This window comes from Leifsonia sp. A12D58 (assembly GCF_047530025.1).
Taxonomy (GTDB): domain Bacteria; phylum Actinomycetota; class Actinomycetes; order Actinomycetales; family Microbacteriaceae; genus Cryobacterium.
Genome location: NZ_JBLJAT010000005.1, coordinates 58,125 through 71,749, shown reverse-complemented (window position 1 = coordinate 71,749; position 13,625 = coordinate 58,125). Strand labels below are relative to the sequence as shown.

General features: G+C 63.1%; 12 protein-coding genes. 8 read left to right on the top strand and 4 right to left on the bottom strand.

Translation table 11 applies throughout. The features are described 5' to 3' along the window. Positions 1 to 2: 2 nt before the first annotated feature. Genes ACMT3I_RS12855 through ACMT3I_RS12845 form a run of 3 tightly spaced genes read right to left on the bottom strand, consistent with a single transcriptional unit; the run spans position 3 to position 4,154 of the window. Entirely contained in the window at positions 3 to 1,013 is a 1,011-nt protein-coding gene (locus ACMT3I_RS12855) for a nitrilase-related carbon-nitrogen hydrolase (RefSeq protein WP_414804903.1), read from the bottom strand. After that, a complete protein-coding gene (locus tag ACMT3I_RS12850; protein WP_414804902.1) occupies positions 1,013 to 2,647 on the bottom strand; it encodes an amidohydrolase in 1,635 nt (544 codons plus the stop codon). Before ACMT3I_RS12850 ends, ACMT3I_RS12855 begins: the two co-directional genes overlap by 1 nt. Beyond that, complete coding sequence (locus tag ACMT3I_RS12845) at positions 2,640 to 4,154, bottom strand: APC family permease (protein ID WP_414804901.1); 1,515 nt, start codon at positions 4,152 to 4,154, stop codon at positions 2,640 to 2,642. The genes ACMT3I_RS12850 and ACMT3I_RS12845 overlap by 8 nt, the downstream gene beginning before the upstream one ends. Before the next feature lie 144 nt (positions 4,155 to 4,298). Between ACMT3I_RS12845 and ACMT3I_RS12840 the strand changes: the two genes are divergently transcribed. Continuing rightward, the gene (locus tag ACMT3I_RS12840; protein WP_414804900.1) at positions 4,299 to 4,931 is read left to right on the top strand and encodes a TetR/AcrR family transcriptional regulator; all 633 of its coding nucleotides are present in this window, start codon (positions 4,299 to 4,301) and stop codon (positions 4,929 to 4,931) included. Between the two features lie 75 nt (positions 4,932 to 5,006). Here the strand turns inward: ACMT3I_RS12840 and ACMT3I_RS12835 are convergent, their stop codons facing one another. Continuing rightward, positions 5,007 to 6,014, bottom strand: coding sequence for a DUF2510 domain-containing protein (locus tag ACMT3I_RS12835; protein ID WP_414804899.1), 1,008 nt, complete (start codon positions 6,012 to 6,014; stop codon positions 5,007 to 5,009). A 170-nt stretch (positions 6,015 to 6,184) separates the two neighbouring features. Between ACMT3I_RS12835 and ACMT3I_RS12830 the strand changes: the two genes are divergently transcribed. The 7 genes from ACMT3I_RS12830 to ACMT3I_RS12800 all read left to right on the top strand — a co-directional run bounded on the left by ACMT3I_RS12830 (position 6,185) and on the right by ACMT3I_RS12800 (position 13,616). After that, positions 6,185 to 6,754, top strand: coding sequence for a dihydrofolate reductase family protein (locus ACMT3I_RS12830; RefSeq protein ID WP_414804898.1), 570 nt, complete (start codon positions 6,185 to 6,187; stop codon positions 6,752 to 6,754). Continuing rightward, complete coding sequence (locus ACMT3I_RS12825) at positions 6,751 to 7,599, top strand: SDR family oxidoreductase (protein ID WP_414804897.1); 849 nt, start codon at positions 6,751 to 6,753, stop codon at positions 7,597 to 7,599. Before ACMT3I_RS12830 ends, ACMT3I_RS12825 begins: the two co-directional genes overlap by 4 nt. A 37-nt stretch (positions 7,600 to 7,636) precedes the next feature. Further along, positions 7,637 to 8,614, top strand: a complete 978-nt coding sequence (dapA, locus tag ACMT3I_RS12820) for a 4-hydroxy-tetrahydrodipicolinate synthase (RefSeq protein ID WP_414804896.1) — start codon at positions 7,637 to 7,639, stop codon at positions 8,612 to 8,614. Positions 8,615 to 8,646: 32 nt separating this feature from the next. Then, on the top strand, positions 8,647 to 10,323 hold the full coding sequence (locus ACMT3I_RS12815; protein WP_414804895.1) for a ribonuclease J: 1,677 nt from the start codon (positions 8,647 to 8,649) through the stop codon (positions 10,321 to 10,323). 256 nt (positions 10,324 to 10,579) lie between these two features. Continuing rightward, positions 10,580 to 11,626 (top strand): efflux RND transporter periplasmic adaptor subunit, encoded by a 1,047-nt coding sequence (locus ACMT3I_RS12810; RefSeq protein WP_414804894.1) that lies wholly within the window; start codon positions 10,580 to 10,582, stop codon positions 11,624 to 11,626. Beyond that, positions 11,623 to 12,330 carry an ABC transporter ATP-binding protein gene (locus tag ACMT3I_RS12805; RefSeq protein WP_414804893.1) on the top strand — a complete coding sequence of 236 codons (708 nt, stop codon included), beginning with the start codon at positions 11,623 to 11,625 and terminating at the stop codon, positions 12,328 to 12,330. The genes ACMT3I_RS12810 and ACMT3I_RS12805 overlap by 4 nt, the downstream gene beginning before the upstream one ends. Then, positions 12,327 to 13,616 (top strand): ABC transporter permease, encoded by a 1,290-nt coding sequence (locus ACMT3I_RS12800; protein ID WP_414804892.1) that lies wholly within the window; start codon positions 12,327 to 12,329, stop codon positions 13,614 to 13,616. Before ACMT3I_RS12805 ends, ACMT3I_RS12800 begins: the two co-directional genes overlap by 4 nt. Positions 13,617 to 13,625: the final 9 nt, after the last annotated feature.

Genomic DNA, 13,625 nt, shown 5'->3' with positions numbered 1-13,625 from the left:
GTTTACTCCGCGACGGGCATAGTCAGCACGCCATAGGTATCGGGGCGACGTGTCGCCAGGAACGGGAACAGGTCGAGCCAGTCGTCACGCTGCCCCAGGTCAAGGTCGGCCACCAGCACGCAGGCCTCATCGCGCGGCGCTTCGACGAGCACACGGCCATACGGGTCACTGATGAACGACGAGCCATAGAAGGTGTTTCCCGGTGTGCCATCAGGCTTGATTTCGGCACCGGTGCGGTTGGGTACGACCATGAACAGACCGTTGGCGATGCCGTTGCCCACGATCACCTGGCGCCAGAGCGGCATGGTGTCGAAGTCGGGGTGGTCGGGCTCTGAGCCGATCGCTGTCGGGTAGACAACGATGTTGGCACCGCCGAGAGAATAGGCACGCGCGACCTCGGGAAACCACTCGTCCCAGCAGGTGGGCAGGCCGAAACGTGCGCCGTCGATGCCGTCGAGCTCATAAACGGGGTATGGCTCGTCGGCCGGCCCCTGCCTGAAGTACTTGTCTTCGTAGTATCCAGCCGTGACCGGAATGTGCAGCTTGTTTGTCGCCGCGACAATCTCGCCCATCGGACTCACGACGACTGCGGTGTTCAGGCCCAGCCCGTCGGACTGGCCGTCGCTCTGCTCGGCGGCATTCGGCGCCGTGCGATACAGCGACACGTGCACGTAGATGCCGGCCCGGCGGGCAGCGGATGTCGCGAACTCAAGCGTCGGGCCAGTCTCCAGATCTTCGGCCTGATCGCTGGCCACACCGGTGGGAATGGTGTCTGCCGGGTAGCGGCTGAGCGTGATCTCGGGCAGGAAGACGATTTCTGCTCCCGCCGCGGCTGCCGCGTCGACCGCCGCATCCAGCCAAGAGCGCAATGCGTCGGCATCCGGGTCCCAGGCGTGCTGCACCAGCGCGATCCGCACGGGAGCCGGGGCCTCGCGATCAACCGGGGCGAGCGACGGGAAGTCGCCCGTCGATTCGATCACGCGAATGGGCGATTCGAGGGGCGTTGCTGCCATTAGAGGGCTCCCTGGTAGTTCAGGCCGCGGTACTGCACTGATCCGTCGACGAGGGTGGCGACGATCGGGACGTCGGCGAGGTCGTCTGCGTCGAGTGCCAACGGGTCGGCACCGAACACCGTGAGGTCAGCGCAACGGCCTGGTGCGATGGTGCCGAGTCGATCTGACTGCCCGATCGACGCAGCGGCGTGGCTCGTGTAGCCCTCAAGCGCCATCCTGGCCGTGAGCGCCTGCTCAGGCTGGCAGGGCGCGGCATCCGGGTGGCCGACCTGCCTGCGGAGCTGGGCATCGGCCATGATCGCACGCGGGTCGAACGGTGCAATTGGCCAGTCAGAGCCGAGGGCGAGGATGGCTCCGCTGTCGCGAATGTCTCTCGTCGGAAAGCCGCGAGCGGTGCGCTCAGGCCCGAGTCGACGCGACCAGTTGTCGCTGCCGTCTGGCTTTGTGTAGTGCGTGCAGTGAGTGGGCTGCATGCTCGCGGCGACGCCGAGGGCGGCGAACCGCGCAACGACTGCCGCGGGCGCCGTTTCGATGTGTTCGACGCGGTGGGTGACTCTTCTCTCGAGCAACGCCATGGTGTCGAGCACGTACTCGATGCCGGCGTCGCCGATGGAGTGGGTGGCGGTGGCCACGCCGTGTGCGTCGAGCCAGCTGAGGGCGGCGCGATACGAGGCGGGGTCTGGCCAGAAGCTGTCGCGGGACTGCCCGAGGGAGTCCGGCTGGGCGAGCCAGGCCGTTCCGTTGTCGATGGTGCCGTCGATGAACAGCTTGACGCCTTCGACGCTCCAGCGTCGGCCGGCAGTACCCTGTATCGCCAGCAGCTCCTGCAGGTCGGCTTCCGTGGCGCCGGGGTTGCACCATGGTGCGAAGCGCAGGCGCAACGGCAGGTCGAGCTCGGCTTCGAGGGCGTTCAGCATGTCGACCGGGGAGCCGGTGAAGTCCATGGCGTGGCCACCGGTGAGGCCGGTGGCCGACATCTGGTGGAGGATGTCAAGGAAACGACCGGCCAGTACCTCCGGCGCGTCCTCCGGCAGGTGCAGCTGCACGAGGTCCATGGCATCCCACTCGTACAGCATGCCGGTGGGCGTGCCGGTTGCGTCGCAGGCGATGCTGGAGGCCTGGCCGAAATCGCGCGGCCCGGTCACACCGGCGATCTCAAGGGCGCGCGGGTTGGCCAGCGCAGAGTGCCCGTCGAACAGGCGCAGGAACATCGGCAGACCATGCGTGACGGTGTCGAAAACATCCCCGCGGATGTCGTCGGTGCCGAACACGTTCAGGTTCAGTCCCCAGCCAAGCACCCAATCGTCACGCGACAGATCGACAGCGTATGCCGAGAGTACCGCGCGGGCCTCCTCAATGGTGTTGACGCTCGTGAGGTCGACCCCGCTCGCCAGGGCAGCACCCATGATCGGGTGGATGTGCGCGTCCGTCAGCCCCGGCGTGATGGTCGCGTCGCCAAGATCGAGGGAGGTGGCCGCCTGCCAGTCGGCGGCATCCGCTCTGGTGCCCACTGAGACGATAAACCCGTCTCGAATGCCGATCGAGGTGATCTCGGCGTCGGCACTGCCATCGCCCACCATGGTGTGCACCCTGTCGGCATGCACCACGAGATCGAGGGGGGTGGAGTTAGTCATTGGTGATGCCTCCGATGCGGGCGTAGACCTCGGGACGGCGACGCTTGATGACGGCTGCCGCGATCACACCGACCAGGAACACTGTGGGGGTGACGGCGACGAGAATCGCGTTGAACAGAACGTCGGTTGAGCCGGTGAGCAGCTCCATGGTCGACGTGACCAGCAGCGTGACGGCCAACAGAGCGATAGTGGCGAGCACGGCAGCGGGCACCACGTACCAGCGTCTGGCCAGTTCGCGGTGGCGCCGGAAGAAGACAATCACTGCAACGCTGGTCAGGGTCTGCAACATGATGATGCCGACGACGCCAGGAGTGTTCACCCAAATGAGCAGCTGCATGTACGGGTCAAGACCGAGTACGGCAAAGAAGCCAACGATGATGATGGCGACGATTGACTGCACGATGCCGGAGACGTACGGCGTGAGACGTGTGGGGTGCAGCGTGCCGAGGCGGGCGGGAAGCACGCCATCGCGGCTGAGCGACAGGGTGTAGCGGTTGATCGCGTTGTGGAAGGCGAGCTGTGACGCGAACACGCTGGTGACGATAAGGACGTACATCAGGGCAACGCCCCACTCGCCGACGTACTGCTGCATGGCGACGAAGGCCAGGTCAGCGGTGTGCTCGCCGGCGACGGCAACGATATCGGCGCTGCCGAACGCCTGGACGAGGATCCAGATGGAGAAGGTGTAGAAGATGGCCATGAAGCCGACAGCGATGTAGGTGGCGCGCGGCACGGTGCGGTCGGGGTTGCGTGCTTCTTCGCGGTAGAGCGCGGATGACTCGAAGCCCATGAACGCGGCGAACGCGAAGCCAAGGATGGCTGCGACGCCAGGGACGAAGACGTTCTGTGGCGCAAATGAGTCGAACGTGAAACCGGATGCTCCACCAGCGGCAAGGACAGCGACGGCCAGCACGAGCAGGATCAGGGTCTCGACAGTCAGTAATACGACGAGCACCTTGGCGCCAACGTCGATGCCACGGTACCCGAGGAAGTAGACCAGCCCGATGGCGATGCCGGCGAAGACCCACCATGGTACGTCGACGCCCGTGAAGGCAGCGACTGCACCGGTGGCCTGCACGCCGAGCAGACCGTACAGGCCGATCTGCAGCGCGTTGTATGACACGACTGCGACAAGGCCCGCACCGAGACCCGCGTGCTTACCGAGGGCGTGGGAGATGTAGCTGTAGAAGCCTCCGAGTGCCCTCACATGCTTGGTCATGGCCATAAAACCGACGGCGAAGAGAGCGAGCACGAGGCCGGCAATGATGTAGGCGCTCGGGGTGCCGACGCCACCGATGCTCATCGCCAGCGGTGCAATACCCGCGATGATCGTGAGCGGTGCAGCGGCAGAGACCACGATGAAGGCGATGGACGCTGTGCCGAGGACATCCTTCTTCAGGCCCTCTGGAGTTCCGGAAGCCCCTCCGTCTTCGCGTGAAGTGCCGCCGGGCGAGGGGGCCGGGTTCGACGTTGATTCCGTCGCGCCATCTGTGGTAACGAATGCCATTCGTTTATTATGTTGAGCAGCTGTTACGCGGTCAATGCCCAATTATGACGGGTGTGTAAATTCGATTGCACGGTGCGGGATCAGTTCGTAAGGCAATGAGCTTCGTGCTTAGGCTTGACCCCAGGTTCGACTCAGGAGGAACACATGTCGCGACCCACTGTCCCGATTCTCTCGGTAGACATCATCACTGATGCGAGCATCCGTCTACTCGAAACGACGGGTACCTTCACGATCCCCAAACTGGCGAAGAGCCTGGGCGTGACGCCGTCGTCCCTCTATAACCATGTCAGCGGTCGTGAAGAGATTATTGAGCTGATGCGCGGCGAGCTGCTCGAGCGCTTTCCGGTCGAGGGCGACGAGACCATCGGACGCGACGACTGGGAGGGGCTCGTGCTCGGCACCGTTCGGGCATTGAGGCGCACATACGCCGCGGTGCCGGCCCTTGTGCCCCTGTTGTTCTGGCAGACGGTTTCTCACCCCGCCGTCGTCGCCTCGTACGATCGCCTCGCCACCCGCTTCAGCAAGGCGGGATTCGCCGACGATGAGCTGATCCCGCTCATCAGCATGCTCGACAGCTTTGCCTACGGTGCGGCGCTCGACATCAAGGCACCGAGTGAAGTGTGGCGCTTCTCCGAGATACCGGGCAACGAGGACTCGAACCCCAGCCCCCTCCAGCGAGCGCTCGCCGCAAACGATGCCGAGACCCGTGCCGAGCGATCATTCGAATACGGCTGCCAGTTGTTGATCGCCGGGCTCAGGCAGCGGATGCCCCGCTAGGAGCCAAAACTATCCCAGTGCACCACGGCGCCGCAGCGAATGGTACGACCGGCCATCGCCACGACGCTGCCATTGCTAGGACTGCGTCGCCAGAACTCCGGGAACCGAGTACGTGAACGAGCCGTCATAGCCGTCGAGTTGTACAGAGATGGGTTGTGTCGTCCCAGTGGTGTCGGAAGCGATGCAGGTGAACGTCGTACCCGTCAGTGAGCGCGGGCACTTGATCGCGTATGACATGCCTTCTGCCTGCAAGTCTGCCGTGATCACATCCTCGATCCCCTCCATCAGTTGGGGGACGGCGAGTGAGAGCGCCCAGAACACGAGGAGCACGCTACCCCCGGCAGCGGTGATCACATTGGCGCCCCATACCCAGATCGGTGCTGCTCCCACCCCGGCATTGCGGCGCAGAACGATGGTGCGGGCGATCAGATAGCCTGGCGCGCCCAGGAACGACCAGGCCCAGTGCGGGACGACCTCGTGCCCCCAGATGCGCAAGCGGCGAGTGTCTCGCCTCGCCCAGCCGATGGTGAGCAGGAATGGAATCAGGAACAGGCGTACCTGGACCCAGCCGGGGGTGCCAGTCGATGAACTCACCAGCACGGTGATGACCAGACAAATCAGCGTCAGCCAGGGGGTGAAGGCCAGCAGCCACACCGAGACGCTGCTCCATCTGCTGGGTATGTCGCGGAAATGCGTGATCTCTGCAGCGGGCTCCGCCGACCAGGTCTGCACAGTCGTTGCGGGCTTTGATTCGCGGTCCCACTGATAGTCGGACACTTCAGCGATGCGTGGGGCGATCGGAGCCAGTGCTGCGGCCGAAGCCAGCGACTCGGCGCGTTCCCGGAGCTCGCGCCTGGTGAGAGGAGCCGGCTCGGCAGGCGAAGCGTCGGTTTCGGTTTCGGTTGCGGTTGCGGAAGGGGAGGCGGTTGCAGTCGCTGGCGCTGGCGCTGGCGCCTGAATCTGCGGGGGAATCGGATGCACGTTGTCGGTCCACACGTCACCGTTCCACCAGCGCAGCTGCAGCGAACCACCCGGGTCGACGTACCAGCCGGCTGGCACCGCATAGCCAGATTCAGTGTTCACCAATGATCCCCTCATCGCCGTTGAACAGACTCCTGAGGGTGACCGAATTCCAGCTCGACCACCAACCCCCGTGCGGGGGTCGCCGGGAGTCGTGCTGTTACATCCTTCGGGCAAGAACGGCGCCTTCGCAGATCTGCGCACTGTCGGACGCCGGTGCTAGCGTGCGAAATATGAAAGCAGATTTTGCGGCATCCGTGTTCATCGGAACCAGTCTCGACGGCTTCATCGCCAGGGAGAACGGAGACATTGAGTGGCTGACCAAATGGGACGCCGTGCTCGGCGATACAGGTTTCGACGCATTCTTTGCCTCGATCGATACCCTCGTTGTCGGCCGCAATACCTACGAGACGGTCAGAGAGTTCGAGCCGTGGCCATACGAGGGCAAGCGCGTACTCGTCTTCAGCCGAACGATGGCGGGTCGGCACACAGCCGATGAGCTCGAGCCACTCACCAGCATCCATGATTCGCTCGACGAGGTCGTCACGACCCTGAACGACGACGGCGCTCGCCGGGTATACGTTGATGGCGGTCAGACGATCCAGACGTTCCTGCGCGCAGGGCTGATCACCGACATGATCATCTCGCGCGCTCCCGTGCTTCTTGGCAGCGGCATCCCACTCTTCGGCCCGCTCGACCATGACATCGAACTCAGCCTGACGGGAATGCGCCAACTCAACGGAGGGTTCAGTCAAACAACGTACAAGGTGGTGAACGACGTAGTGAAGGGGAGTGCGTCATGACTCGGATCGCTGTAACAGGGGCCACAGGGCACATCGGATCGAGAGTCGCACGCGGACTGGTCTCCGAGACTGTCGGCGATGAGCTCACCGTGAGGCTGATCGTTCGCGACCCCGCACGCGCACCGCGAATCGATGGCACCGAGATCGCCGTCGCCGAATACAGAGACGGCGACGCGGCTCAAAAGGCACTCGAGGGGGTTGACGTTCTCTTCATGGTGTCTGCGCATGAATCGGCCGACCGGGTGCATGAACACGTGACATTCATCAACGCCGCGGCCCGGGCCGGCGTGCGCCATATCGTGTACACCTCGTTCGTCGGAGCAGGAGATTCTGCCGGCTTCACGCTGGCCCGCGACCACGGTGCCACCGAGGCCGCCATCCGCGACAGCGAAATGGACTACACGTTCCTTCGCGACAACTTCTACCTCGATCTGCTGCCGGAATTCGCCGATCAGAACGGCGTCATCCGGGGCCCGGCAGGCGACGGCGTGACAGCGGCGGTGGCCAGGGCGGACGTCGCGGACGTCGCGACAGCCGTCCTCCTTCATCCCGACCAGCACCTCAACGTGATCTACGAACTCACCGGGGGAGAAGCGCTGAACTTTGGCGAACTTGCGCGTCGCGCATCCGCTGCCACCGGAAAACCGTTCACGTTCGTGAACGAGACCCTCGAGGAAGCCTTCGCTTCCCGGTCACACTATGGGGCTCCCGATTGGCAGGTTGAGGCATGGGTGAGCACGTACACGGCGATCGCTGACGGCGAGTTGGCCCGGGTCACGCATGACGTCCAGACAATTGCCGGGCATGCTCCGCGCACTCTTGAAGACGTCCTGAGTAACCGATAGGCACGCTGGGGCTTCTCGACCCGATAACCTGTAAAACGTGTCTACGTCTTTGAATCCCTTCGGTCAGGTTCTCGTCGCTCTCGTCACCCCCTTCACCGCCGACGGTGAAGTGGACTGGGCGGGGGTCGAGAAGCACATCGACGACGTCATCAATGCCGGAGCCGATGGCATCGTCGTGACCGGTACCACCGGTGAAACGTCGACGCTGACCGACCCGGAAAAGCTCAAACTGGTTGAGGTCGGCAAATCTGTCTCCGCCGGGCGCGCCAAGATCATCACCGGCGGCGGCTCGAACGAAACGGCACACGCCATTCAGCTGGCCCAGCGCAGCGAGAAAGCCGGCGCCGACGGCAACATGATCGTCACGCCGTACTACAACAAGCCCACCCAGGCCGGCGTGCTCACTCACTTCCGGATGATCGCCGATGCTACCGACCTGCCCGTCATCCTCTACGACATCCCGGGCCGCACCGGCATCCCAATCGCCTACGACACGATCCTGCGCGCGGCCAAGCACCCCAACATCCTCGCAATCAAGGATGCCAAGGGCGATTTCGCGCAGGCCAGCCGAGTACTCAACCAGACAGATCTGCTTTACTTCTCGGGCGACGACGCCAACATCCTGCCGCACCTGGCCATCGGTGGCACGGGCCTGATCGGTGTCACAGCCAACGTGGCAGCCGCCCCGTACCGCGTCATCATCGACGCGGTCAACGCAGGTGATCTGGCAACAGCTACAGCAGCCCACCAGCAGCTTGAACCGCTGGTACGCGCAGTGATGACTCACGTACCCGGCACCGTCGCAGCTAAGTACATCCTGCACGGGCTGGGTCGTATCGGCAGCCCGCGCGTTCGCCTTCCGCTTGTCGGCCCCGAGGAATGGGAGGCCGCGAAGATCGAAGACGAGATCGACCTGGTCAAGAACATTCCGGGCGTCGACTTCTCCAACTTCCGCCCTGACCGCAACGCCGCCGCAGGTGGCGCATTGCCCAAGGTAGCGGGCACCACACGCTAAACACACCCGAAAAACTCACCTGAGGAGGGCATATGCCCAACGACGTATACGATCCGCCCAAGCTTAAGCCGGGCACACTCCGCATCACCCCGATCGGCGGAATCGGCGAAATCGGCCGAAACATGACCACCTTCGAAATCGACGGCAAAATCTTGATCGTCGACTGTGGAGTGCTGTTCCCCGAAGAGCACCAGCCCGGTGTCGACCTGATCCTTCCTGACTTCAGCCCCATCCGCGACCGTCTCGACGACATTCTCGGCATCGTGCTCACGCACGGTCACGAAGACCACATCGGCGCGGTTCCCTACCTGCTCAAGCTGCGCGCCGACATCCCCCTGATCGGTTCAGCCCTGACGCTCGCCTTCATCGAGGCCAAGCTCAAGGAGCACCGCATCAAGCCGTTCACGCTGACGGTGAAGGAGGGCCAGGAAGAGATCATCGGCCCGTTCGAGCTCGAATTCGTGGCCGTCAACCACTCGATCCCCGACGCTCTCGCTGTTGCGATTTTCACCGATGGTGGCTCTGTGCTGCACACCGGTGACTTCAAGATGGACCAGCTGCCGCTCGACAACCGCCTCACCGACCTGCGCGACTTTGCTCGCCTCGGCGAAGAGGGCATCGACCTGTTCCTGGTTGACTCCACCAACGCAGACGTTCCCGGCTTCACGCCGAGCGAGCGTGCGATCGGCCCGGTGCTCGACGACGTCATTCGCCGCGCACCGCGCCGAGTCATCGTTGCCAGCTTCTCCAGCCACGTGCACCGCGTGCAGCAAGTTCTCGATGCAGCACACGCCAATGGTCGCCGCGTCGCACTCCTCGGCCGCTCGATGGTGCGCAACATGACGATCGCCGCCGAGCTTGGCTACCTCAAGGTTCCCGAGAACGTTCTGGTCGACTTCAAGAAGGCCAAAGACATCCCAGACGACAAGATCGTCTACATGTCCACCGGTTCGCAGGGTGAGCCGATGGCCGTTCTCAGCCGCATGGTCAACAAGGACCACCAGATCGAGGTCGGCGAGGGCGACACTGTCATCCTGGCGTCCAGCCTGATCCCCGGCAACGAGAACGCGGTCTACCGCATCATCGACGGCCTCACGAAGCTCGGCGCGAACGTCGTGCACAAGGGCAACGCCAAGGTGCACGTCTCCGGACACGCGGCCGCCGGCGAACTGCTCTACGTCTACAACATCCTCAAGCCGAAGAATGTGCTCCCAGTGCACGGTGAATTCCGTCACCTGGTCGCCCAGCAGAAGATCGCCGTCTCGAGCGGTATCCCGATTGAGAACACGATCCTGGCCGAAGACGGCACCGTCATCGACCTGCTCGATGGCGTTGCAACGGTTGTCGGCCAGCTCGACATCGGCTTTGTCTACGTTGACGGCTCGACCGTCGGTGGTGTGACGGATGCCGACCTCAAGGATCGCCGTATCCTCGCCGAAGAGGGATTCATTTCCATCATCGTCGTCGTTGACGCGAAGACCGGAAAGATTGTCTCCGGACCAGAGATCCACGCGAAGGGCTTCGCCGAGAAAGACTCCGTCTTCGATGCAGTCATCCCGAAGATCGCTGCGGCGCTGGAGGAGGCATCCCACAACGGTGTGCGCGACTCGCACGCACTGTCGCAGATCATCCGCCGTGTCGTTGGCCGCTGGGTATCGAGCAGCCTGCGCCGTCGACCGATGATCGTTCCGCTGGTCATCGAGGCGTAAGTCAGAACAAAATCGAGAATACGTATTCTCGTTCAAGCGGGGTGGGCCATGGCTCACCCCGCTTTTGTGTACCCGTTCGTCTGCGTGGTGCTGCACGGATGAGTGACCGCCGTTCGTGTTCGCGGCCGTCATCCTCCGGAGGGCGTGTGTGCTCAACCTGCACTCATCCTGTGGATGTATTTCCTGCTCAGAACCAGTTTTCGATCTCTGTGCCCCCCTAGTATCGGAACATTGTTGTCGATCGGACGGGGTACCGGTGAACGTTGCACGCAAATGGGTCTTTCCCATCATCAGATTGGTCGTCATTGTGGCGATCGCCATCGCGCTGGTGAAAATCGCTTTCTTCCCCGATAGCGCAGAGGCCAACGATCCTGCGCAGCCGACGGGACAAATCGTGCAACCACAGATCCCTGTCGAGATCGGCACCATCACAAACGACGTCACGCTTCCCGCGACTGTGCAGGCAGACGCTGCTGTGCCGGTGCGCGCTACCGGGCAGGGCACCGTCGACGAGGTCTTCGCCTCGGCCGGCCAGAACGTTGCCGCTGGCGACACCCTCTACGACATCAAGGTCGAAACAATCCGTGAGCCTGTCGAGTCAACGGATGCCGCGGGCAACGTCACCGTTACACAGCCGCGTCCCGCCGTCACCTTCGCGAAGGTCACGGCCCCGATCAGTGGCGTGCTGAGCTCGTTCACCGTCCTTCCCGGCCAGTCAGTTGCCGTCGGAGATGCCGGCGGCCAGATCGCTCCTCCGACTTTCTCGGTGAGCGGATCGCTCAGTCCCGAGCAGCAGTACCGGCTGCTCAACCAGCCGACCGAGGCATCGATAGCCATCACCAACGGACCAGCACCGTTCACCTGCACCGGCCTCGTGATTTCAACACCACTGGCCGGCGCTGACACTGGCACCACACCGGGCGAGACCGGGACCGGCTCGACAGGTGGAGGAACCACGGTGCGCTGCGCCATCCCCGCTGATGTCACTGTCTTCTCCGGACTTGCTGCTCAGATCACCATCGCAGGCGGCAAAGCAGAAAACGTCCTCGTTGTGCCGACGACATCGGTCAAGGGAACGGCGAAGACCGGCATCGTCTGGGCTGTGCTCGCAGACGGAACGACTGAAGAGCGCCCTGTCACCCTCGGGATGACCGATGGCACGCTCGTTGAGGTCATCGAGGGCCTGGTCGAGGGCGACATGATCAACCAGTTCGTTCCCGGCGTCGTCGCTCCAGATGAGAACGGCTGCATCACGAATGCTGACGGCAGCATGGAGTGTGCCGACATGGGAATCGGCTCGTGACCCTGCTCAGACTTGAAGAGGTCACCCGCACTGTCAACCTGATTGATGCACCGCCCCTCACGATTCTGAGCGGAGTGAATCTTGTCGTATCGGTTGGGGATCGCATTTCAATCGTTGGTCGCTCCGGTTCGGGCAAGTCGACACTGCTTAACATGCTCGGACTGCTCGACACCCCGACCACAGGGGAGATGTTCTTCGACGACAAGCCCGTGCAGTCGCTTTCGGCCAACGCGCGTGACCGAGCCAGGGGGCGCGATATCGGCTTCATCTTCCAGCAGTTCAACCTGCTCCAAGGGCGCACTGCGCTCGAGAACGTGATGACCCCGTTGCTCTACGCTGACGGCCGTCAGTTCTGGCAGCGCAGCAAGATCGCAATGGAGATGCTCGAGCGGGTGGGGCTCGCCAGTCGGGCCACTGCCATGCCAGACAAGCTCTCGGGCGGTGAACAGCAACGTGTCGCTATCGCCCGTTCTCTCGTGCGTGGGCCCCGGCTGATCCTTGCCGACGAACCCACTGGTGCCCTCGACCTCGAAACCGGGGCGAGCGTCATGCAACTTCTTGATGAGGTGGCAACAGCATCGGGAGCTGCACTCGTCACCATCACTCACGATCCGGCAATTGCCGAGCTTGCCTCGACACATTTCAGGCTCGATCATGGCTTGCTCACCCCGTCGGGTGTTGCGGTTGAGGCGGTGCCCGCATGACGCGCTTCCTGAGCGGGGCTGTTGGCGCGTTCGTCGAGGCATGGCAAGAAGTGCGCATCCACAAGACGCGCGTCATGATGTCGCTGATCGGTGTGGCCGTCGCTGTCTGTGCAATCACCACTGTCGTCGGACTCGGTGGGGTCGCCAACCAATCGATGATTGAACAGTACGAGAGCCAGAGTGGCCGTCCTGCCAACCTGCAGCTGAATGCCTCGATGGGTGACGGTAGTGCGCCGTCTGGAGAGGTCATGAACGCGGCTTGGGCGACGGCGATCGAACGCTACGACATCAGCTTCTCGAGTCGGGTCATCAACAGCAGCCAGCTCGTCCAATTTGCGGATGGCGCGATGAACGTGCCGACGACGGGCGTCGATGAAGCGTATGCCGCCATGCATCGGATACGTCTGACGGATGGCAACTGGTTCAGCTCAGCTGACCGCGAGCGGCTTGCGCCGGCTGTCGTCGTGAACTCCGTGTACTACGACCGGTTGGGCAGGCCTGATCTCGCCACCCAGCCGACCACAGTCCTGACCGGCCAGCAGAACACGACCGCCGTCGTCATCGGCGTCGTCTCGACATCGGAATGGGAAAACCAGCCGCGGTTCTACATGCTCGTTGACGCGCTGCAGGCTCTTCCTCCCGCGGCGCAGGCGTCATCATCGGGTACCAGCGGTGGGATGGCCACTGGCTTCGGTGGCGGAAGCTTCGGCTACAGTTTCGGCGCGCAGCCCCCGATGTACGAGGTATGGGTGCCACCGGAAGTCGCTGACGAGATGACCAAAGCATTGCAGCGTGACGTACAGGGCGCACTCGGAAAAGACGCTAACGTGAATGTCAATCGCAATGACTACGGTTCGTGGGGAATCGGCGATCCGTTCCTTCCAATGAAAATCATGGTCGGCGGAGTTGCCGGGCTTGTTCTACTGCTCGGCGCGCTTGGCCTGGTCAACATCGCCATGGTCACGCTCAAACAGCGCATTCGTGAGATCGGAATCCGTCGCAGTTTCGGTGCAACTGCGGGTCGAGTCTTCTTCTCAGTCATGATGGAAAGCGTGGCGGCGACGGTTGTCGCCGGGCTGTTCGGAGTAATTGCGGCTGTGCTAATCGTCAAGAACCCATGGGTCGAGGGCCTGATAGGTCAGGGGATGGTGACTGACTTCCCGCCGTTCCCCGTCGAGGCCGCCATCCTGGGCCTCGTGGCATCAACTGTCGTCGGCGCTCTCGCCGGTCTCCTGCCCGCGCTCGTTGCCGTGCGGGTCAAGGTGATCGACGCCATCCGCTACTGAAAACTCGTA